General features: G+C 56.3%; 19 protein-coding genes. 6 read left to right on the top strand and 13 right to left on the bottom strand.

Annotated elements, in window-relative coordinates; translation table 11 throughout:
• Positions 1–501: 501 nt before the first annotated feature.
• The 5 genes from E0L35_RS16105 to E0L35_RS16125 all read right to left on the bottom strand — a co-directional run bounded on the left by E0L35_RS16105 (position 502) and on the right by E0L35_RS16125 (position 4,733).
• A complete protein-coding gene (locus tag E0L35_RS16105; protein WP_138800854.1) occupies positions 502–816 on the bottom strand; it encodes a hypothetical protein in 315 nt (104 codons plus the stop codon).
• Between the two features lie 311 nt (positions 817–1,127).
• Complete coding sequence (phoR, locus tag E0L35_RS16110) at positions 1,128–2,414, bottom strand: phosphate regulon sensor histidine kinase PhoR (RefSeq protein ID WP_022521109.1); 1,287 nt, start codon at positions 2,412–2,414, stop codon at positions 1,128–1,130.
• A 2-nt stretch (positions 2,415–2,416) separates the two neighbouring features.
• Positions 2,417–3,106 carry a phosphate regulon transcriptional regulator PhoB gene (phoB, locus tag E0L35_RS16115; RefSeq protein ID WP_009286297.1) on the bottom strand — a complete coding sequence of 230 codons (690 nt, stop codon included), beginning with the start codon at positions 3,104–3,106 and terminating at the stop codon, positions 2,417–2,419.
• A gap of 125 nt (positions 3,107–3,231) precedes the next feature.
• Positions 3,232–4,122: a 4-hydroxybenzoate octaprenyltransferase gene (ubiA, locus tag E0L35_RS16120; protein ID WP_138800855.1), complete on the bottom strand. Its 891-nt coding sequence runs from the start codon at positions 4,120–4,122 to the stop codon at positions 3,232–3,234.
• Positions 4,123–4,157: 35 nt separating this feature from the next.
• Positions 4,158–4,733, bottom strand: coding sequence for a chorismate lyase (locus E0L35_RS16125; protein WP_171051172.1), 576 nt, complete (start codon positions 4,731–4,733; stop codon positions 4,158–4,160).
• Between the two features lie 137 nt (positions 4,734–4,870).
• On the opposite strand from E0L35_RS16125, the gene E0L35_RS16130 reads away from it, so the two are divergent.
• The 4 genes from E0L35_RS16130 to E0L35_RS16145 all read left to right on the top strand — a co-directional run bounded on the left by E0L35_RS16130 (position 4,871) and on the right by E0L35_RS16145 (position 7,821).
• The gene (locus E0L35_RS16130) at positions 4,871–6,061 is read left to right on the top strand and encodes an FAD-dependent oxidoreductase (protein WP_138800857.1); all 1,191 of its coding nucleotides are present in this window, start codon (positions 4,871–4,873) and stop codon (positions 6,059–6,061) included.
• A 108-nt stretch (positions 6,062–6,169) separates the two neighbouring features.
• Complete coding sequence (locus tag E0L35_RS16135) at positions 6,170–6,442, top strand: HU family DNA-binding protein (protein ID WP_007112276.1); 273 nt, start codon at positions 6,170–6,172, stop codon at positions 6,440–6,442.
• Positions 6,442–6,798 carry a hypothetical protein gene (locus tag E0L35_RS16140; protein WP_022521104.1) on the top strand — a complete coding sequence of 119 codons (357 nt, stop codon included), beginning with the start codon at positions 6,442–6,444 and terminating at the stop codon, positions 6,796–6,798. Before E0L35_RS16135 ends, E0L35_RS16140 begins: the two co-directional genes overlap by 1 nt.
• Before the next feature lie 78 nt (positions 6,799–6,876).
• Positions 6,877–7,821 carry a LysR family transcriptional regulator gene (locus E0L35_RS16145; protein WP_009286301.1) on the top strand — a complete coding sequence of 315 codons (945 nt, stop codon included), beginning with the start codon at positions 6,877–6,879 and terminating at the stop codon, positions 7,819–7,821.
• On the opposite strand, the gene E0L35_RS16150 is transcribed toward E0L35_RS16145, so the two are convergent.
• The 5 genes from E0L35_RS16150 to E0L35_RS16170 form a co-directional block, all read right to left on the bottom strand.
• Entirely contained in the window at positions 7,800–9,350 is a 1,551-nt protein-coding gene (locus E0L35_RS16150; protein WP_022521102.1) for an aldehyde dehydrogenase family protein, read from the bottom strand. The genes E0L35_RS16145 and E0L35_RS16150 overlap by 22 nt on opposite strands.
• Positions 9,350–10,252, bottom strand: coding sequence for an NAD(P)-dependent oxidoreductase (locus E0L35_RS16155; RefSeq protein WP_009286303.1), 903 nt, complete (start codon positions 10,250–10,252; stop codon positions 9,350–9,352). The genes E0L35_RS16150 and E0L35_RS16155 overlap by 1 nt, the downstream gene beginning before the upstream one ends.
• 101 nt (positions 10,253–10,353) lie before the next feature.
• Positions 10,354–11,511: a M20 aminoacylase family protein gene (locus E0L35_RS16160; RefSeq protein WP_027958722.1), complete on the bottom strand. Its 1,158-nt coding sequence runs from the start codon at positions 11,509–11,511 to the stop codon at positions 10,354–10,356.
• Between the two features lie 10 nt (positions 11,512–11,521).
• Positions 11,522–12,016, bottom strand: a complete 495-nt coding sequence (locus tag E0L35_RS16165; protein WP_027958723.1) for an ABC transporter ATP-binding protein — start codon at positions 12,014–12,016, stop codon at positions 11,522–11,524.
• A complete protein-coding gene (locus E0L35_RS16170) occupies positions 12,003–12,821 on the bottom strand; it encodes a DUF3100 domain-containing protein (protein WP_027958724.1) in 819 nt (272 codons plus the stop codon). The genes E0L35_RS16165 and E0L35_RS16170 overlap by 14 nt, the downstream gene beginning before the upstream one ends.
• Before the next feature lie 171 nt (positions 12,822–12,992).
• Between E0L35_RS16170 and yccS the strand changes: the two genes are divergently transcribed.
• Positions 12,993–15,197: a YccS family putative transporter gene (gene yccS / locus E0L35_RS16175; protein WP_089691108.1), complete on the top strand. Its 2,205-nt coding sequence runs from the start codon at positions 12,993–12,995 to the stop codon at positions 15,195–15,197.
• Positions 15,198–15,206: 9 nt separating this feature from the next.
• Here yccS and recG read toward each other — a convergent pair whose 3' ends face one another.
• Positions 15,207–17,285 carry an ATP-dependent DNA helicase RecG gene (recG, locus tag E0L35_RS16180; protein WP_027958725.1) on the bottom strand — a complete coding sequence of 693 codons (2,079 nt, stop codon included), beginning with the start codon at positions 17,283–17,285 and terminating at the stop codon, positions 15,207–15,209.
• A complete protein-coding gene (locus E0L35_RS16185) occupies positions 17,282–18,211 on the bottom strand; it encodes a hydrogen peroxide-inducible genes activator (RefSeq protein WP_022521096.1) in 930 nt (309 codons plus the stop codon). The genes recG and E0L35_RS16185 overlap by 4 nt, the downstream gene beginning before the upstream one ends.
• A 217-nt stretch (positions 18,212–18,428) precedes the next feature.
• On the opposite strand from E0L35_RS16185, the gene E0L35_RS16190 reads away from it, so the two are divergent.
• Positions 18,429–19,310: an SDR family oxidoreductase gene (locus tag E0L35_RS16190; protein ID WP_022521095.1), complete on the top strand. Its 882-nt coding sequence runs from the start codon at positions 18,429–18,431 to the stop codon at positions 19,308–19,310.
• Here E0L35_RS16190 and E0L35_RS16195 read toward each other — a convergent pair.
• Positions 19,307–19,696: a RidA family protein gene (locus E0L35_RS16195; RefSeq protein WP_022521094.1), complete on the bottom strand. Its 390-nt coding sequence runs from the start codon at positions 19,694–19,696 to the stop codon at positions 19,307–19,309. The two genes, E0L35_RS16190 and E0L35_RS16195, sit on opposite strands and share 4 nt — an antisense overlap.
• Between the last annotated feature and the right edge of the window lie 70 nt (positions 19,697–19,766).

Here is a 19,766-nt window from a genome sequence, read left to right on the forward strand (position 1 = left end):
AAGACGTTAGTGATTATCTAATGGGTTACTACAACCAGCAGCGACCTCACTCATTTAACGGTGGCATTTCTCCCGTAGGGGCTGAGGAAAATCTTAAATTACTGTCCGGTATTAGTTGACCACTACACTCGATGCCAACAAAGCGCTACGGCATCAATTCATAAAAAACAAGACATGGCATTGGATAGAGAGGCGCAAAGAAAGATCGGCGGAAAAGATAGGGGAGAAAGTAGCGGGGGGATAAGCGAGATAAAAAGTAGGCAGCAAAAATTAGGCCCCGCATTGCGGGGCCCGATATCAGAATTGGCTATAGGTAATAACTAACGCTAGCTTCCACTCCTTGTGCGGGGCTCCAACCTTGGAATTAACCCTGACTAGTGTTCTGATTGCCTACTGATTCATCCGTGAATCTTAAAAGCATTCTTGCTTTTGTAACATCCTGTTAATCGCTTATTCATTCTCTGAAAAAGCTTTTAATGATATCTAAAAGGTCATTGATAATTAGCTACCGCCATTTTCTTCTACAAGCTCATCCTTGTCATACTCAGCATCGTCTGAGTGACTGCTTGATTGCGGATCCATGTCGCTGGCACCATCACCTTCGTCATGGGTTAAATCGTCAGTCATGTCTGTTGTATCACTGCCAGTTGAACTACCGGTACCTTGGGAATCCATCGGTTGCTCGTCAGCGGTAATACCTTGGTTTTCGCCAATCGCCGAATTTTCATCAGTTTGTGCAAAAGCTAATGGGCTTGCCATCAGACCAAAAGATACACCTAAAATGCCAGCTTTCTTGAGAAAATCCTTGGACGTCATATCCTACCTCCGATCGCTGTTTAGTACCGCTTAATGAAGAAAGAAAGGCTTACTGAGAAGCCAGCAATTCCTGCGGTCATCTTCCTTCAATCTGTACTCTGCAGAAGGCATGCCAAAAAACTGAAGAATATAAATAAAAACAACAAAATCAAACTCTTACTTAAAAATAAGTTATGCCAAAAAGGCATCAACTGAGTCACGACACAACGCTTTGAGCTGTGTAAAAATGGCACATGGGTAAAGCTTTACCAACCTTGCATGCCAATATTGCACATTGTTACAAATATTATGCGATGGAATGACTTGCTAAATTAAACAAGACGCGAGGGGGGGAAGGCGCAGCGAAACAACGCACCCTTGCCGGGAAGGGACTCAATTTGTAGTTGCGCATCGTGGCGCAACAGCACGTGCTTAACGATCGCCAAGCCTAAACCTGTGCCGCCAGTCGCAGTGCTGCGCCCCTTATCAACACGGTAAAAGCGTTCTGTTAGTCGGGGAATATGAACGGGATCAATCCCTTCACCGTTATCTTCCACATCGATATAGCCGCCACCAGTAGCGCTAGCTTTCCAGCGCAGGGTGATTTGGCTGCCAGCAGGCGTGTAGCGAACCGCATTAAAGGCAAGGTTAGAGACGGCGCTGCGAATCTCCTGTTCACTGCCTAACAGTCGGGCATCGCTCTCAAGGGCGACGGTAATGGTATGACGTTGATGCGATAGGGCCAGCGCATCATCACAAACGCTTTGCAGTAAAGGCTCGAGTGGCAGTGGATGATGATCTTGGCCGCCCTGGTCAATTTCCAAACGCGAGAGCAGCAATAAATCGTTGACCAGATTCTGCATCCGCTGGGTCTGTTCCTGCATTTGCTGAATACTACGTCCCAAGCGCGGCGGAAGCTGGTCGGAGATATCACTGTAGGTTTCCAAATAGCCGGAGAGAACGGTCAGCGGCGTACGTAACTCATGGGAAACGTTGGCGACAAAGTCGCGCCGCATCTGCTCAAGACGATGCAAGCGGGTGATATCGCGAGCCATCACTAAGCGTTCGTCGTCACCGTAGAGGGTAATTTGATACTGCAGGATTCGCCGTTCATCAATCGGTGAGGTGAGCGTTAACGGCTCACTGTAGTTACGCGAATTAAAATAGCTGATAAAGCCCGGGTCGCGCAGTAGGTTGGTAATGTGTTGACCACGATCATGGGCGGTTTGTAGCCCCAGCATGGCGGTGGCGGCGCTGTTCCACCATTCCAAATCACCGTGGCGATCAAGCATGACCACGCTATCACGCATTGCTTCAGACGACTCTTGAATACGTGCCAAAGTAGCCCGCAGACGGCTTTGGGTGATGCGCTGACTTTTTTGATAGCGGTATAAACGATCGAATAGCTCGCCCCACATCCCGCGAGCGGCAGGCGGTTCATCGTTAGGGTGGAGGGTGAGCCACAAATAGAGTTCGCGTAACTGTCGTAAGTGGTAAAACAGGCATCCCGCAAGCCCTGCTGCGAGCCCCAGCCCAGCCGAGCCCAACAGCCAGCCCAAGCAAGTGCCCAGCGTGGCCAGCCACGCTATTCGCCACAGCTCACGACTCCATAAACGCACATTTACACCCGTGCAGAGAAACGGTAACCGGTACCCCGAACCGTTTGGATCAGGTTTTGATGCACGTCGCCCAGCGCTTTACGCAAGCGGCGGATATGCACATCGACCGTGCGCTCTTCAACGTAAACATTGCCGCCCCACACTTGGTCAAGCAGCTGGCTACGTGTGTAAGCGCGCTCTTGGTGAGTCATAAAAAACTGCAGCAAACGGTACTCGGTGGGGCCCATTTCCAGCGCTTTGCCGTGGGCACTTACCCGGTGGCTCACCGGATCAAGCAGCAGGCCGTTAATCTCAATCGGGTCTTCAACGCCACGTGGCGTCGCACGGCGCAGCACCGCTTTTAGCCGTGCCACCAATTCCCGGGGTGAAAAAGGCTTGGTGATATAGTCATCGGCACCGGCTTCAAGCCCTTGAATTTTATTATCCTCTTCGCCTTTCGCGGTGAGCATAATAATCGGGATTTCAGCGGTGGTTTCTTCACGCTTTAGGCGTCTCGCCAGCTCAATACCGCTAGTGCCGGGCATCATCCAGTCCAGCAGCAGTAAATCGGGTTGGTGGTCGACCACCATGGCATGGGCATCCTGGGCGTTATCCGCTTCGAGCACGCGATAGTCAGCCATTTCCAGCGCTACCGCGATCATCTCGCGAATCGACGCCTCATCATCGACAATCAGAACGGTCTTGGCGGTCATACCAGAGCCTCACGGTATTCAAAGAAACTAGTTCAAAGAAAAACAGTTCAAAGATAAACAGATCAATGACATGTCAGTGACGATAACACCATGACTTGATGACAATTACATGACAATCGCCTCGATCAGCCAGCCGCAGGCCACCAACTTAGCGCGATACCGGCAAAAATCAGCAGTCCCGACCAGTGATTATTGAGAAACGCCTGGAAGCAGGCATCCCGCTCCTGGTCGCGAATTAAGCGCTGCTGATGCAGAAAAGTCGCTGCCATTGCCGCTAGCCCTAACCAGAAGAAACCACCTAAACCAACCCACCAGCCTACCCAAGCCAGCAATCCCAGGGTGGCTAGCTGGAGTAAGCCGATAATCAAACGATCCGCATTTCCAAACAGCACGGCCGTCGATTTAATGCCAATTTTTAAATCGTCGTCGCGATCGACCATGGCGTACTGGGTATCGTAGACCACTGTCCAGCACACATTAGCGCAGAATAGCAGCCATGCTTCCAGCGGCACGTGGCCGAGCACGGCGCCAAAAGCCATCGGAATTGCCCAGGAAAAAGCCGCGCCCAGCACCACCTGAGGAAAGTGGGTATAGCGCTTCATAAACGGATAAATAATCGCCAGCAGCACCCCGCCCAGCGAGAGCAGCACCGTAAACCAGTTGGTCAGTAATACCAGAATAAACGCAGCGGCCACCAGGGCGATAAACAGCAGTTGAGCTTCGGTTTCGCTGATACGGCCCGTCGCTAGCGGACGTTGTTTTGTGCGTTTCACATGCCCATCGAAGTGGCGATCCGCATAGTCATTGACCACGCAGCCCGCAGCGCGCATCACATAAACGCCGGCCACAAAAATCAGCAGCACATTTCGCCCTGGTACACCTTCCGCAGCCACCCATAATGCCCACAGCGTCGGCCACATCAAAAGCCATGTGCCTATCGGCCGATTCAAGCGCATCAGCTGTAAAAAATCTGCCACGCGAGCCCATCCCTTCGGCCGCAACAGTGAACGATCCATGCTTACCTCACGAAGAATAAGATGCAGGCGCTAGCCTAGCGCGAAGGCAGGCCAAGATCATCCGCCATCGCCGCCAAAAAATACTCTTGCACTAATAACGACAGACTGCCGTGCTTACAGCCGTGATAAAAAACAGAGCGCCTTCCCCAAGCACAGCCTTCCTGTATGCCGTTGACGCTAGCAAACTGGGGGGAATGCGTCGTTACTTCCAATGGCCCACGCACTAAACCCGGCTGGCGAAATAGCCAACTACCTAGCGAGCGCTCGCCCAGGCACTCTAGCCGTTGGCCCTTTACCTGAGAGAGCGGGGCGACCGAGCGCGCCACCACCCATGGCGTTCCATCTAAGCACAGCGCCACTTCCCGCAGCCAGGCGTAACGCTTGGCACCAATGCCCAGCGCCTGAGCCTCATCCTGGCGCGGCCAACCAACCCCCTGGCGCAACAGTCGTACTCGAAACGGCTTCTCGCCACCTGCGACCATTAAGTGGGCGGTTAACGAGTCGGTGGAGGCAACCCACTGCCACCAGGAAGCACTCATCGCCGGGCGCGCCGCATCAATCGGGCGCCAGCGGGAAAATAGAGGAGTTTGCCGAAAAGCAGCAGCCGTCACCGAGTTCTCCAGGGCAATTAACGGGTTGGCTAGTGTAACATGAGCACTGAAAGGCTTTTGTTTCAGCGACTTTTTTAACGACTCGGTTTAGCGCTTCTTTTTTCGCAACCTTATTTAGCAACTTTTTTGGTGTCTGCATGCCCGCCACCCAAACACAGAAAACCTCTTCGCACGCTGCGCTGGTGATTATTGGCACTGGAATGGCAGGGGTTGGCCTTGCCCGGGCGTTGCGCCGATTGGGCGACCAACGCTCAATCACGCTGGTGAGCGCCGACAGCGGCGATGATTACAGCAAGCCATTGCTCTCCACCGGCTTCGCCAAGGGCCTGGTGCCCGAACAATTAGCCCAGCGCAGCGCTACTGACCTGGGCGAAGAGCTAAATGCCCAAATGGTTATCCACACCCAGGTAACCGCACTGGATGTGGATAACCAAACAATTCTGCTCGAAGGCGGCATGGTGCTCGGCTACGACACACTGGTACTGGCCACTGGCGCTGCACCACGGGTGCCCTTCAGCATTGAACCCAGCGTAGCCCCACACTGCTTTACCATTAACGACCTGGATGACTACCGCCGCTTTCACACGGCGCTAGGCCAGGGCCCTGCACGGGTGGCGATTGTTGGCGCGGGGCTGGTCGGCTGTGAATTTGCCAACGACCTCCACGCTGGCGGCCATCGTGTCAGCCTCATTGCCCCAGAAGGAACCCTACTTCCTCGCTTGCTGCCACCGCCCTTAGGGAACGCCCTAGGCGATGCCTTTAGCGAAGCAGGTATCCATCTTCACCTTGCACGTTCGATTGATTCGATAGCGGCCGAAAGCGGCGAAGATATCGTATTACGTCTGGATAACGGCGACGCTGTCAGCGCCGATCTCGTGTTGATGGCAACCGGCCTTGCACCTCGCACAGCACTTGCCGAATCGGCTGGTTTAAACGTATCACCTGGCGGTATAGTCGTTGACCGCCAGTTGCGTACATCGCACTCCAATATCCACGCCCTAGGCGATGCAGCCTGCGTAGACGGTGTTAATGCCATGTACGTGCAGCCACTACAAGCCAGCGTTAAGGCGCTGGCGGCAACCCTTTCAGGCGCGCCTACGCCGGTTAGCTTCGGTGCTTGGCCGGTAGTGGTTAAAACGCCGCTGCTACCAGTGGTGGCCTACCCGCCAACGAACACGCCTGAGCACTGGCGAATTGAAGGCGAAGGCGGTGATATCAGTGCCTTGGCTGAAAATAAAGACGGTCGTTTGATTGGTTTTGCGTTGACAGGCGGCTGCGTGAGAAGGAAAGTGGAGCTTTCCAGAGCAGCACCTGCACTGCTAGGCTGATTTTCGTCGCGTTCACGACTAGGCTAGAGAAGCTAACCTAATCGGCTACGCACCCAACAACATGCATTTGTTTGATGTTTGATTTCTTTTAAAAAGGGGAGATTCCTTATGCGCAAACCTGAACTCGCTGCAGCCATCGCTGAAAGTGCCGACCTATCCAAAGATAAAGCTGGCCAAGTGCTGAACGTTATTCTGGATGAGATCACCAACAGCGTTGCTAAGGGCGAAGATGTCGCTTTGATTGGTTTTGGTACCTTCACGGTACGTGAGCGCGCAGCACGTACCGGCAAAAATCCGCAAACCGGTGCCCCGCTGCAGATTCCGGCCAGCAAAAACGTTGCCTTTAAGCCAGGCAAAGGACTTAAGGACGCCGTTTCTTAATGAAGCTCAAGCTGACGCTGTGGCTACTGGGCGTACTGCTCAAACGTGCCCTGCGCCGCAAGCCGCGCTTTCGTGAACAGTTAGAACGCATGCGCGGCCTGGACTGGGGGATTGCCACGGAAGATCTAAGTATTGCCCGCCACTACCGGATGACACCGAAAAGTATCAGTACCGGCAAAGGGCTGCCTGTGGACTTAGATCTTGAGCTACGCTTCCGTGATCAGAATACCGCCTTGAAAGTGCTCAAAAAGCCAACACAGCAGGCCTTTCTCGACGGCATGATAAACGGCGACGTGCGCTTAGTGGGTGATTCCGCCGATATGAATAAGCTGCAAAAACTACTCAAGTATTTGTAGCGGTTTACGATTGGCATAGGGTAACGGCTTAGATTAAATAAATTTAGGCTGAACAAGGTAGAGGTATAAAAGCTATCGATGGACATACCTCATCAACGCCTCGTTTACTTTCGCGTTACCCTTGAGTCTGGCTCCGTGCGCCGCGCAGCGGCGCGCTTGGATATTGCTCCCTCGGCGGTAAGCCGGCAAATTGCTTTGCTGGAAGAAGCCTTGGGAGCGACGCTTATGGAGCGTCAGCGCGACGGCATTTCGCCTACTCCGGTAGGCGAAATGCTGCTTGAGTACTGCGAGCGCCGCGGCGCCCTTGATGAAGGGTTTATTGCGTCACTTGAATCCTACCAACGCATGGAAACCGGCAAGATATCGCTTACCGTCGGAGAAGGGTTTGTCAGTGACCTAGTAGCCTCCCCACTGCATGAATTTACCCAACGCTATGCGGGCATTCAGCTCGATATCCATACCGCAGGCACCTCGGGCATTATTGACGCTGTTGTCGGCGATCACAGTCATATCGGCTTGATGTTCCATGAGCGTACCCATCCCCAGCTGCGTTTCTGGTCATCTACTCCTCAGCCACTCATGGCCATTCTGCCGCCCGACCACCCGTTAACCAGCCAAACGGCGCCGCTCACGCTTACCCAGCTTAGCGACCAGCCCATGGCCATGTGGGACACTACCCATGGGGTGCGTCAAATGGTTGACCAAGCCTTTCAGCAGTCGCGTATAGCCCCGCGCATGGCGATGAATACCAACTCAATGGTGATTCTGGCCCAATATGTGCGCAGCGGTATGGGGATTACACTGCTACCCGCCTTTGCCGTCGCCCACGATTTAGAGCTCGGCACGTTAGTGGCGCGCCCGGTAGATAATCCGCTTTTTCAGCGCTCCCAGGCCCACATGGTCACGCGGGTAGGCCGCCAACAGCCCAAGGCCAGCATTCTGCTGCTACGCCACCTGCAGCGCTGGATGCAGGCGTTTCGCGCCCCAGGCTCGGTAAGCGATCAACCAACACCACTGCCGTAACCGAACGCCACACTGGCTTCAGGGGCTGTTTCCACCCAGACGCTTTGCGGCACCGTATATTCGCGCAGGCCATCCAAGCCGCTGGAGCGACCGAAGCCGCTATCGCCAAAGCCACCAAACGGTGACATCACGCTGATCGCCTTATAGCTATTGATCCATACCGTACCAGCACGCAGTTGCCCAGCTACGCGATGCGCTCGCGCTACGTCCTGGCTCCAAACGGCGCCAGCCAAGCCAAAGCGGGTCTCGTTGGCGAGCTGAATGGCCTGATTTTCATTGTCAAAGGCCATGGCCACCAGCACCGGACCGAACACTTCTTGTTGAGCAATCTCCATATCCGGCGTGACATCGACCAGCACGGTAGGGGCGATAAAGTAGCCCTGAGCCTCGGTAGGTAATCCCTCTGGCCGTTTACCGCCCGTTAACAACGTTGCGCCAGCGGCTACCGCCGCGTCGATCATGCGTGTGACCTGCTCAAATTGGCGGTGATTCTGCAAAGGCCCCATGCGGGTCGCTTCATCGTTAGGCAGGCCCACCGAAATCTGTTCCGCCGCCCGCGCCAAACGGCTGGTGACTTGCTCAAACACCGGGCGCTCGATCAACAGCCGCGAGCCCGCCACACAGCTCTGGCCGGCGGCGGCAAAAATGGCCGCCTGGGCACCCGCGACAGCTTCATCCAGCTTGGCATCGGCAAACACAATATTGGCGGATTTGCCCCCCAGCTCTAACACGCTGGGCACCAACCTCCTCGCGCCCGCTTCAGCAATCATGCGACCACTCTGGGGAGAGCCCACGAACACCAGTTTGCTGATGGCAGGGTGGTCGGTCAGCGCTGCGCCGGTCGACTTGCCCAGCCCGTTGACGATATTGATCAGCCCTTTAGGAAGTCCGCCGCTTTCAAGTAGCTTGGCAATCACCACCGATGAAAAGGGCGTCAGTTCGGAAGGCTTTAGCACCACACCATTGCCCGCCGCAATGGCAGGGGCTAACTGCCAGGCACAGGTGAACATCGGGGCATTCCAGGGGGTAATCTGCCCCACCACGCCGTAAGGTACATGGCGCACATAGTTAAGATGCGAGGTAGGCACTGGAATCACTTCGCCATGCTGCTTGTCGCACCACCCCGCGTAGTACTCGAACATCTCGCGTACTTTGCCTACTTCAGCCCGGCAGTCACGAATCGGCTTACCGGCCACCACACTTTCCAGCTGAGCCAGCGCCTCTTCATGGCCCGCCAGGCCGCGTATGGCGGCATTCATGCGCCGTCCACGCTCGCTGGCGGTTAGCGCCATCCATTCGCGTTGGCCTCGCTGTGCCGCTTGGGTAGCACGCTTAATCAGTCCAGCACCCGCATCGCGATAGCTCACCAGCGTTTCGCCGGTGGCTGGATTGGTCAGGGTGATCACGTCCCCCTCTCCCGCCACTAAACCGCCATCAACCCAGTTGCTCAGCAGCGTGGTGGCCGTTAATCCAAAACCTTCGAGTAGCGTGGCAAGGTGATCTTGGGCATGTTGGCTAAGTGCGTTCATTACTGCTCCTCCGCCTGGCTGGCACGCGCTAATATCGGCGTGGTGATATGGTTAAAGTCATCGCTATCGGTTGGTTGTTCGGGGTTCGCGTGCCAGGCATCGACCACGGCTTGTAACAGCGGCGAGGGGATATCCAGTTGCTCAGCGGCATCCCGGGCCAAACGTAAATCCTTACGCATCAAACCGGTGGTAAAGCCTGAGTCAAAACGCTCACTCAACACCCACTCTGGGAAGTTCACCTCGCTGACCGCGCTGCGCCCCGAGCCACTGTTAAGGCCCGCCAAGCAGGCCGCGGGGTCAACGCCCGCCTTGACTGCCATAGCAACGGCTTCGGCGGTGGTTAACAAGTGCGCGGCACACAGGTAGTTATTGGCAAGCTTGACCACATGGCCGCTGCCCGGGCCGCCCACATGGGTACGCTTGGCCGACATGGCTTCCAGCATCGGCAATACCCGCTCAATGGTGGCGACATCGCCTCCTAACAGCATCCCTAGCTTGCCGCTGGCAGCTCCTTTCGGGCCGCCGCTGACCGGGGCATCCAACCATAGAAGGCCCGCTGCGGTTACTTTTTCGGCCAGTTCACGCGTCACGGCGGGGTCACTGGTGGAGGTATCGACAATCACGCTACCTTTCGGCGCAAGGTCAAGCAGGCCTGGCGATTGCTCGATCACCTCACGCACATGGGCAGAGGTGGGCAACGACAGCAGGTAAACGTCGCTAGCGGGTAATTCTTCGGGAGCCACAACGGTTAGTCCTTGAGCAGCAAGACGCGATCGCGCTTGCTCAAATACATCGCTACCCGTTACTTCAAACCCTGCTGCTTTGAGGGTGAGCGCCATATTGCCGCCCATCTGCCCCAAACCAATGACGGTAATCGATAAAGGGGTGGTGACTAAAGACATAGTAAAGCTCCTTTAAACGTCATGAAGACGCTATGTTCCGGGTAGACGCTCCCCTACCCAGAGGGCATCAGAGAGCGAATAACGTGTATTAAGTCAGGAATTTAGACGAGTAACGCCCTTACCAGCTCCACCCAGTAGCGCGTGCCCAGCGGCAGCAACGCGTCGTTAAAGTCATAGCGGGGGTTATGCAGCGAAGCGGACTCCTCGCCATTGCCCATCCAGATATAGGCACCTGGGCGCTCGGCCAGCAGGAACGAGAAATCCTCAGAGGCCATACTGGGCGGCGGGTTGCGCACCACATTGTCGCTGCCGAGTAAGCTTTCCAGCACCGAGGCGCAGTGCTGGGCATGTTCAGGGGTATTGATAGTGGCGGGATAGCAGCGCTGGTAATCCAGCTCAACGGTTAAGCCGTGAAACTCCGCCAAGCTGGCAATCGCCTGCTTAAAGCGTGCCTCCAAGTGCTCTTTAAGCGCCATATCAAAACAGCGCAGCGTGCCGCGAAGCGCCACCTGTTCGGGAATCACATTGAAGGTATCCCCCGCGTTAATACTGGTAATACTCAGCACGGCAGATTTGTCTGGCGGCGTTTCGCGGCTCACCAGCCCTTGCAGTTGGCTGATCAGTTGGCAGCTCGCCAACACCGTATCAGTACCTAAATGGGGCATCGCCGCATGGCAGCCCTTGCCAGTCAGCGTCAGGCTAAAGACATCGAAGGCGGCCATGACGTCGGTATCGTGCACCGCTGCCACGCCTACGGGCAGACCCGGCCAGTTATGCAAGCCGTACACGGCATCCATGGGAAAGCGCTCAAACAGCCCCTCTTCAACCATCACCCGCCCGCCGCCTGCGTTCTCTTCGGCGGGTTGAAAGATGAACACCACCCGGCCTTTGAAATCCGGCTGCTGCTTTAACGCCCAGGCAGCGCCCAACAGCATGGTAGTGTGTCCATCGTGGCCACAGGCATGCATCTTGCCCGGCGTTTGCGACGCGTAGGCAAGCGCAGTCTCTTCGCGAATATCCAAGGCGTCGATATCGGCCCGCAGGCCGATGGTTTTACCTTCACCTTGTTGACCATCCAGAGCGGCTACCACACCCGTTCCGGCAATCCCGGTGGTTACCTCAAAGCCCCACTCAGTCAGCAGCTCGGCAATGCGTGCGCTGGTGCGGTGCTCTTCAAAAGCCGTTTCCGGGTGCTGGTGGAAATCATGGCGCCACGTTTTTAGTTCTGCGCAATCCGGTAAGTCCACTGAAGCAGTCATCGTCTTGTCCTTAAAGCATCAAGTGGGCGACAACGGCAGAGCCAATAAAGGTACCGGTAAAGACCAGCAGGGCCACAATCACCAGCTTCCAGCCAGTCTGCTTGAACATGGCAAACTCACGACCGGTAAGCGCCAGCCCTGCGTAGGCCAATACCGGCGTGACCACTGCCAGGAAATCCACCTCGGCCAACCGTGCGATGATCCACCCATTACCCGGGAAGAACGGCAGCGTCGCGATAATACTCACCAGCGACACCCAGGCCACGCTGGGCAGGTAAAAAGGGCAAAACCGCCCAACCACCAAGCCGATAATGACCATGGCATACAGAATCAACATGCCGGGCAGCGCATCTAATAAAGGTGAACCGTTGACGATATTGCTAAACCACGCCGCCACACACACTGCCGCCAGTACCAACGCGGTTTTGCCTAGCTGATTTTCGGGACGTAGCTCTTTTAACGCCTCAGCATCGAACTGATCGATTGGGCTCTCATGAGTTTTCATGGCTAACCTCCTGGCGCGAGCCTTTTAAGCGCTTGTACATCCACTCAGTGATCGGTAGCGCGATAAATAGCGAGATATACAGACCGGTGGCGTAGGTAAGCAGGTTGCTTGCCCCGGCAAAGGCGAGTAGTTCGTCTTTGGATGCGGGTACCGCTTCAGCTAAAGCTGCTGAACACGCCGCCACCATACTGCCACTGCCCACCCCGCAGGCCATGGCCAAAGCACGAATATCGAGAATATCCAGCGAGGCGATATAGCCCGCCATTAAGGCGAAATAGAGCGTACCGAACATGGTGCCCACTACGTAAACGCCCATAATACCGATACCTTCAGGGCTTCTCAGCCCGTAACGATCTGAAATAATGGCAATATTGGGCTCACGGGCGATAGAGTAAGTGGCACCGATCGCTTCACGTCCCATTTTGAGGACTAATACTGCAAAGGGGAGCGCTATGAGCATGGTGCCCAGATTACCCAATTCCTGGAGAATCAGTGCAGGGCCGGCGGCGATGATCTGCTCGATCGCTGGGCCAATGGTGGAACCGAATTTGGCGATAAACGGCAGGATGGCGATTAGAATAATCGGGCCCGCCGCATTGCTGACCGGCTTGGGAATGACTTTGCCCATTGCCGAAAAAAGATGAGGGTTGAACAGAACGCCAATCACAAAGGCATAGAGCAGCGGTAATAACAACAGTGTTCCAGGCCCGAGGGGGATGCGTACGATGCCGACCCACTCGGCAAACATCGACGTCACAATCACCGTAAGGTGAAGACGCCAGTCCAGCAGCAGTTTGATATCCATAGGAGTGTCCCTGTTTTTTTTAGAGTCACTCCGAGTATCGAAAGGTTACTGTTTCAATCATAGGGCTTTAGTGCGCTATTTTTTAGAACACCCAAACGTTGAGTGCTGAGTAGCGACATCCAACGCCTACGCATTTATACTAAAGTCTAACAACCATCTATAAGAGCTTTTATGCCCATATCTTTGCCGCTACGGCGCCTTTGGACTCTTGATAAATTCGCCTACAGTCTGCGCGTTTTTATAGCGTTCAGCGGTGCGTTGCTATTTAGCGGCTTAATGGGCGATGTAGCGCTGGTCATTCCGCTTTTTCTCGGCATTATCGCCTGCGCGCTGTCTGAAACTGACGACAGCTGGCAAGGCCGTCTTCAGGCACTGCTGGTAACGCTGGTGTGTTTTACGTCAGCTTCCTTTATCGTGCAGTGGCTATTTCCCTGGCCGTGGCTATTTGTAGTGGGCCTGGGGCTTTCGACCTTTTGCCTGATTATGCTCGGAGCAATCGGACAGCGTTATGCCACCATCGCTTCCGGCACGCTAATACTCTCGATCTACTCGATGATCAACATCGAGCAGCACGGCGGGGTGGATGAAGACGTGGCGGCGCGCCAACTGCTGCTGTTGGCTGGAGCGGTGTGGTATGGGCTAATTTCGGTGGTGTGGTGCGCACTGTTTTCGCGCCAACCGGTCAAGCAGAGCATGGCACGGGTGTACAAAGCGCTGGGTGAGTTTCTGATACTGAAATCGGCGCTGTTTGAACCGGTGCGCGGTGTGGATGTGGAAGCCCGCCGGGTGGCCTTGGCGCGCCAGAACGGCAAAGTCGTCGCTGCGCTCAATCAAGCCAAAGAGATGATTTTTAGGCGGCTTGAAGGCCAGCGCGGCGACCAAAAACTCAACCGCTACCTGCGTATCTACTTTATTGCCCAGGATATTCACGAACGCGCCAGCTCCACCCATTACCCCTACAGCGCGCTCAGCAAAGCCTTTTTCCACCACGATGTGCTGTTTCGCTGCCAGCGGCTGCTGGATCAACAAGGGCGCTCCTGCCGTCAGCTAGCCAAATCGCTGCTACTCAATAGACCGTTTGATCATCAGCAGAGTGAAGAGGCGCTGGCTGACCTGCACGCCTCGATTGAGAACCTGCGCGGCCGTGGCAAGCCCGAGTGGCGCCCACTGCTTTACCCATTGAGCGCGCTGGCAGAGAACCTGGCCACCCTGGAAAATCAGCTCGCCAGCGCCCACAACCCCGGCGTCAGCGATGAGCGGCGCGACAGTTCGCTGTATGACCGCTCGCCGTCGAGTCTGCAGGAAGCGTGGAAGCGGGTGCGCCTAAACTTTACTCTCGGCTCCCCCACTTTTCGCCATGCAGTGCGGCTCTCCATTGCCCTCACGACCGGCTATGGGCTGATGCAGTGGATCGACCCCGAGCAGGGCTTTTGGATTCTGTTGACCACGCTGTTTGTTTGCCGGCCCAACTTTGCCACCACACGGCGGTTTTTGTCCCAACGGATAATGGGCACGGTACTTGGCTTGGTAGTGGGCTGGGCTTCGATCAGCCTCTTTCCGCACCCGCTGGTGCAGAGCATGATAGCCGTGGCCGCCGGGGTCTCGTTCTTCGCTAACCGCGAAAAACACTATGTAATCGCTACTGCCTCTATCACCCTGCTCGTGCTGTGCAGCTTCAACCAGGTAGGCGACGGCTATAACCTGATCCTACCGCGGCTGCTCGATACCCTGCTTGGCTCACTCATCGCTGGCTTAGCGGTGTTTTTTATTCTGCCCGACTGGCAGGGTCGCAGGCTTTATCGCGAAGCCGCCAACGCGCTCAATAACCACCGCCGCTACCTGGAGGAGATTATCCACCAGTACGAGGAGGGCAAGCAGGATGACTTGGCCTATCGCCTGGCGCGGCGCAATGCCCATAACGCCGATGCAGCGCTCTCCACCCTGCTCACCAATATGCTCCATGAGCCGGGGCATTACCGGAAACTGGACGCGGACAACGGGCTGCGCTTTCTGGTGCTCTCCAATACCCTACTCAGCCACCTCTCTGCACTGGGCGCCCATCGCCACCAGTTGGCAGACGATGAAGACGATGCCACGCTAGTGCCGGTAGCAAAACGTATTGGTGAGCTGCTGGGACAAATCGCCGAGCGATTAAACCAGCGCCAGCCGGTTGAGCCACTAGCGGATCAAGCTGCCGAGTTATTAGCCCAGCTAGAAGAGAAAAGTGCGCTATCAGCAGATGAAAAAGCCGTCACGCTCTACCGCCCTATCCAAAGCCAGCTACGCCTTATTACCGAGCAGCTCGCCCCGCTGGGTGAAGCTGCGAATCGTCTGGTGGGAAGTGAAGAGCATACGCCAAGCACCGCTAGCGTCTAACCAAGCTAACTACACCTGCCCATAGCGCCCTGCCGCCTCGCCAAGCCAGCGGCGCACCAAGACAGCGGTAACGTCTGGGCTGCCCTGCAGCGTTTGGGCCATGGCCGTTACCCGCTCTAGCAGGTCGGCATCGCGTTCCAGGTCGGCAATTTTCATCTGCGCAAGGCCGGTTTGGCGGGTGCCGAGCACTTCGCCGGGGCCGCGGATTTCCAAGTCTTTCTCGGCGATGCGGAAGCCATCGGTGGTTTCGCGCATGACCGCCAAGCGCTGGCGGGAGCTTTTCGACAGCGGCGGGTGGTAGAGCAGCACACAGAAGCTTTCCGTGCTGCCACGCCCTACCCGGCCGCGCAGCTGGTGCAGTTGGGAAAGCCCCAGACGCTCGGGGTTTTCGATAATCATCAGGCTGGCGTTGGGTACATCCACTCCCACCTCGATCACCGTGGTAGCCACCAGCAAATCCAGCTCCCCCGCTTTGAAGGCGGTCATCACCTCGGCTTTCTCGCTCGACTTCATGCGCCCGTGAACCAAGCCCACCGCCAACTCGGGCAGCGCTATGGTTAGCTCATCGCGGGTAACCTCGGCCGCCTGGCACTGCAACGCCTCGGATTCATCAATCAACGTGCACACCCAATACGCCTGACGACCTTCGCTGCAGGCCAGCCGAATACGCTCAACCACTTCAGGGCGGCGTTCGTCGGGCACCACCACGGTTTTTACCGGTGTACGGCCGGGGGGTAGCTCGTCGATCACCGAAACATCCAGATCCGCGTAGGCGCTCATGGCCAAAGTGCGCGGAATCGGCGTGGCAGTCATGATCAACTGGTGTGGGGTTAGCCCGCCCGCCTCGCCCTTCTCGCGTAACGCCAGGCGCTGATGCACGCCAAAGCGGTGCTGCTCGTCAATGATCGCCAATCCCAGGCACTGGAAGTGCACGTCGTCCTGAAACAGTGCGTGAGTGCCCACCACCATACGCGCACGCCCATCGGCAATCGCCGCTTTAGCATCCAGCCGCGCCTTGCCTTTGAGCTTGCCCGCCAGCCATGCCACTTCGATCCCCAGCGGCTCAAACCAGGCTTTAAACGAGCGGTAGTGCTGCTCAGCGAGGATTTCAGTCGGCGCCATGATCGCCGCCTGGCAGTTGCCCGCCAGGGCGCTCAGCGCGGCCATGGCGGCGACCACGGTTTTTCCCGAGCCGACATCGCCCTGGATCAGCCGCAGCATCGGTGCCGGGCGACTTAAATCGTGGCTGATCTCCTCCAGAACGCGGCGCTGGGCACCGGTTAAGGCAAACGGTAATTGGGCCAAAAAGCGCGCCTGCAGACTGCGCCCAGAGGGTAGCGTCGGTGCGCCATCCGCCTGAATACGCAGGCGAACTTCGCGCAAGCTTAGTTGGTGGGCGAGCAGCTCTTCCAGCGCCAGCCGCCGAGTGGCCGGGTGCTGGCCACTGGTCAACTGCTCTATATTCACATCGGGAGGCGGCTGGTGCAGCAAGTGCAGGCTGGCGTGTAGGCCTGGCAACTGAAAGCGTTGAAGCAGGGCATCGGGTATTACATCGGGCAAGGCCTCGGGGGCGCTGTCCAGTAAACCGAGCGCCTGCTGAGCCAGAGCACGCAGCCGCGGCTGGTTCAACCCTTCGGTGGTGGGATAAATAGGCGTGAAATACTCCTCCACCGGGGTCTCACTACCGCCACTGAGCCGGTATTCCGGGTGGTAGATCTCTAAACCGGTCGCCCCAGCCCGCGCTTCGCCAAAGGCGCGCACGGTCGCACCTGGGCGCATCTGTTGCTGCTGGGCCGGTGAGAAGTGAAAAAACCGCAGGCTCAAAATACCGCTAGCATCACGCAGGCGCACCAGCAGGCTGCGGCGGCGCCCTTTGACTACGTCGCAAGCGGTCACTTCGCCCTCTATCACCGCCTCCTGACCTGCACGCAGCAGGCCAATAGGCGTAAGCCGCGTGCGATCCTGATAGCGCAGCGGCAGGTGGAACAACAGGTCGCTTACCTGCTCGATACCCAATCGACCCAGTTTCAGCGCCAGCGCTTCGCCTACGCCCTTCAGCGCGGTGATGGGCGCGGAAAGATCACTCATAGGGCGCTTTTCACGGCTTTAGTAGGTTGGCGGCAGTGGCTGATCGCTTGAATCAGCGCCTCAATAGCCTTAGGACGGGGAAAGCTCGCCCGCCAGGCGATCGCCACGGTGCGCGACGGCGCTGGCTCCACAAATGGCCGACTGGCCAGCATGGCATTTTCATACTGGTCGGTGCCCAGCGCAGACTGCGGCAGCACCGTAATACCTAATCGAGAGGCCACCATATGGCGAATGGTTTCCAGCGACCCGCCTTCGGCGATCAGCGTATTGTTGGGGCTGTTGAGTTTTTGGGTAATCGCCGGGCAGGCTTCCAGAATTTGATCGCGAAAACAGTGTCCTTCGCCGAGCAGCAGCAGGCGCTCTTCGAGTAAGTCCTCTTTATTGATCGCTTCCCGCTCGACCCATGGGTGGTTAGCGGGAATGAGAACTTCAAAGGCTTCGTCGTAGATTGGCTTGGTGACCACATCGGTTTCAGTAAACGGCAATGCCACAATAATCACATCCAGCTCACCGCTTCTTAGCTTGGCGCGCAGCGTACCGGTCATGCCCTCTTCAATATAAAGAGGCATTTGCGGGGCCGCGTTCGCCAGGGCAGGCACTAGATGAGGAAACAGGTAGGGCCCAATGGTGTAAATCGCCCCAATGCGCAGCGGGTTGGCCAACTGATCTTTACCCGCACTGGCGAGCTCAAAAATCAGGCTACTCTGCTCCAGCACACGCTGGGCCTGGGCGACGATTTTTTCACCCAGCGGGGTAACTTGGACGGTGGACTTGGAACGCTCAAAGAGCGGCGTTTCGAGCTCTTCTTCCAGCTTTTTCACCGCCACCGAGAGCGTGGGCTGTGAAACGTGGCAGCGTTCCGCCGCACGGCCAAAGTGACGCTCCTGGGCAAGGGTTACGATGTAGCGAAGTTCTGTTAAAGTCATAGCGGTGCCAGTGGCATCCTCTCGTAGCAGCTCGTGACTAGGGCTTGTATGAAAAAAGTGATGTATGCAAGGCCTTGCATCATGACAGTCAGCGAGACGGAAAAGGACAAGCAAGCTCTGCCGTCGGTCTTTTCAACCGACAATATCTCGGTTCAATGTCATCGTTGGTAGAGACTTTGCATCTAATAGGGAATATTAATCAAGAGGAGTGAGCACGGTGAAGCTAACCGTACTGATTATCGGCTGTGGCGATTTAGGGATCAACCTTGGGCGCGAGCTGCTTGAAGAAGGGCACCAAGTGATTGGCCTACGCCGCAACGTGGAAGCCTTAAAAGACACCGGCATTACACCGCTGGCGTTAGATCTGGATAGCCTTGAAGAGGCCGATGCCAAAAGCCTGCCCCAGGCTGACTATGTGGTTTATACCGTCAGCGCTGACCGTTTCGAAGAGAGCGCGTATCAAAGCGCCTATCCGGAAGGTTTAAAGCGCGTGCTGAGCGTGATGGAGCAGCACAAAACGCCTCCACGTAGGGTGTTTTTCGTCTCTTCAACTAGCGTGCATGGCCAGCAGGAGGGTGAGGTCGTTAACGAAGAGAGCCCCACCGACCCCACTAGCTTCTCTGGCACCCTAATGTGCGAGGCTGAGCAGGCGCTGATCAATCACCCCCTGCCGGGCACGGTGATTCGCTTTTCCGGCATTTACGGCCCTGGCCGCGATCGACTGATTCATCAGGTTGCTGAAGGCCGCGTGGCTGCGATCACTCCTGTGGTCTACTCCAATCGCATCCACCGCGACGACTGCACAGGTATTATTGCCCACCTGATTCGCTATCAGGAGCGCGGTGAGACGCTGGATGATATCTACCTGGGCAGCGACTGCGAACCGGTCACCATGCATAACGTAATGATGTGGCTGGCCGAGCAGTTAAAAGTAGAGGCCACAGAGACCATGCAGTCCCCTTTACGCCGGCGAACGAGCAAACGCTGCGATAACCAGCGCATATTGAGCACTGGTTATCAGTTCCGCTTTCCCAGCTACCGCGAAGGCTATGCACAGGTACTCAAAGAGGGCGGCTTTCTAGAGCTAAACAAAGCCTAGTCACCGATAACCATCACCGCTTCCGCTTCCACCTGGCTGCCTTTGGGTAGTGCTTTGACGCCAACGGCGGCGCGGGCGGGGAAAGGAGCGGTGAAGAACTCCTCCATGACTTGGTTAACAATCGCAAAGTTATCCAAGTCCACCAGGTACAGATTCAGCTTCACGATATCGCTTAGCGAACCCGCCGCTTCTTCGCACACTGCCTGAAGGTTAGTGAAGACTTGGCGTGCCTGAGCTTCAAAATCCTCTGACACAATCGCCATGGTCGCAGGATCCAACGGGATCTGACCAGAGAGATAAACCGTGTTGCCCGCTTTAATAGCCTGGGAGTAAGGGCCAATAGCCGCGGGGGCTTTGCTGGTGTTGATAACGGCCTTATTGCTCATACGTTGTTTCTCTCCTGTAATGGGTAACACTTAATTATTTGATACTGAAAAATAACGATCGCTGCCGATT

The sequence above is a fragment of the Halomonas sp. ATBC28 genome, assembly GCF_005937175.1.
Lineage (GTDB): Bacteria > Pseudomonadota > Gammaproteobacteria > Pseudomonadales > Halomonadaceae > Vreelandella > Vreelandella titanicae.

Bases quoted from the DNA above. Each gene is read 5' to 3' on its own strand.
- phoB (WP_009286297.1), bottom strand. From the start codon at position 3,106: ATGACCGCCAAGACCGTTCTGATTGTCGATGATGAGGCGTCGATTCGC.
- ubiA (WP_138800855.1), bottom strand. From the start codon at position 4,122: ATGGATCGTTCACTGTTGCGGCCGAAGGGATGGGCTCGCGTGGCAGAT.
- E0L35_RS16130 (WP_138800857.1), top strand. From the start codon at position 4,871: ATGCCCGCCACCCAAACACAGAAAACCTCTTCGCACGCTGCGCTGGTG.
- E0L35_RS16160 (WP_027958722.1), bottom strand. From the start codon at position 11,511: ATGACTGCTTCAGTGGACTTACCGGATTGCGCAGAACTAAAAACGTGG.
- E0L35_RS16150 (WP_022521102.1), bottom strand. From the start codon at position 9,350: ATGAACGCACTTAGCCAACATGCCCAAGATCACCTTGCCACGCTACTC.
- E0L35_RS16195 (WP_022521094.1), bottom strand. From the start codon at position 19,696: ATGAGCAATAAGGCCGTTATCAACACCAGCAAAGCCCCCGCGGCTATT.
- yccS (WP_089691108.1), top strand. From the start codon at position 12,993: ATGCCCATATCTTTGCCGCTACGGCGCCTTTGGACTCTTGATAAATTC.
- E0L35_RS16145 (WP_009286301.1), top strand. From the start codon at position 6,877: ATGGACATACCTCATCAACGCCTCGTTTACTTTCGCGTTACCCTTGAG.
- E0L35_RS16140 (WP_022521104.1), top strand. From the start codon at position 6,442: ATGAAGCTCAAGCTGACGCTGTGGCTACTGGGCGTACTGCTCAAACGT.
- E0L35_RS16165 (WP_027958723.1), bottom strand. From the start codon at position 12,016: ATGAAAACTCATGAGAGCCCAATCGATCAGTTCGATGCTGAGGCGTTA.
- E0L35_RS16155 (WP_009286303.1), bottom strand. From the start codon at position 10,252: ATGTCTTTAGTCACCACCCCTTTATCGATTACCGTCATTGGTTTGGGG.
- E0L35_RS16170 (WP_027958724.1), bottom strand. From the start codon at position 12,821: ATGGATATCAAACTGCTGCTGGACTGGCGTCTTCACCTTACGGTGATT.
- E0L35_RS16135 (WP_007112276.1), top strand. From the start codon at position 6,170: ATGCGCAAACCTGAACTCGCTGCAGCCATCGCTGAAAGTGCCGACCTA.
- E0L35_RS16105 (WP_138800854.1), bottom strand. From the start codon at position 816: ATGACGTCCAAGGATTTTCTCAAGAAAGCTGGCATTTTAGGTGTATCT.
- recG (WP_027958725.1), bottom strand. From the start codon at position 17,285: ATGAGTGATCTTTCCGCGCCCATCACCGCGCTGAAGGGCGTAGGCGAA.
- E0L35_RS16185 (WP_022521096.1), bottom strand. From the start codon at position 18,211: ATGACTTTAACAGAACTTCGCTACATCGTAACCCTTGCCCAGGAGCGT.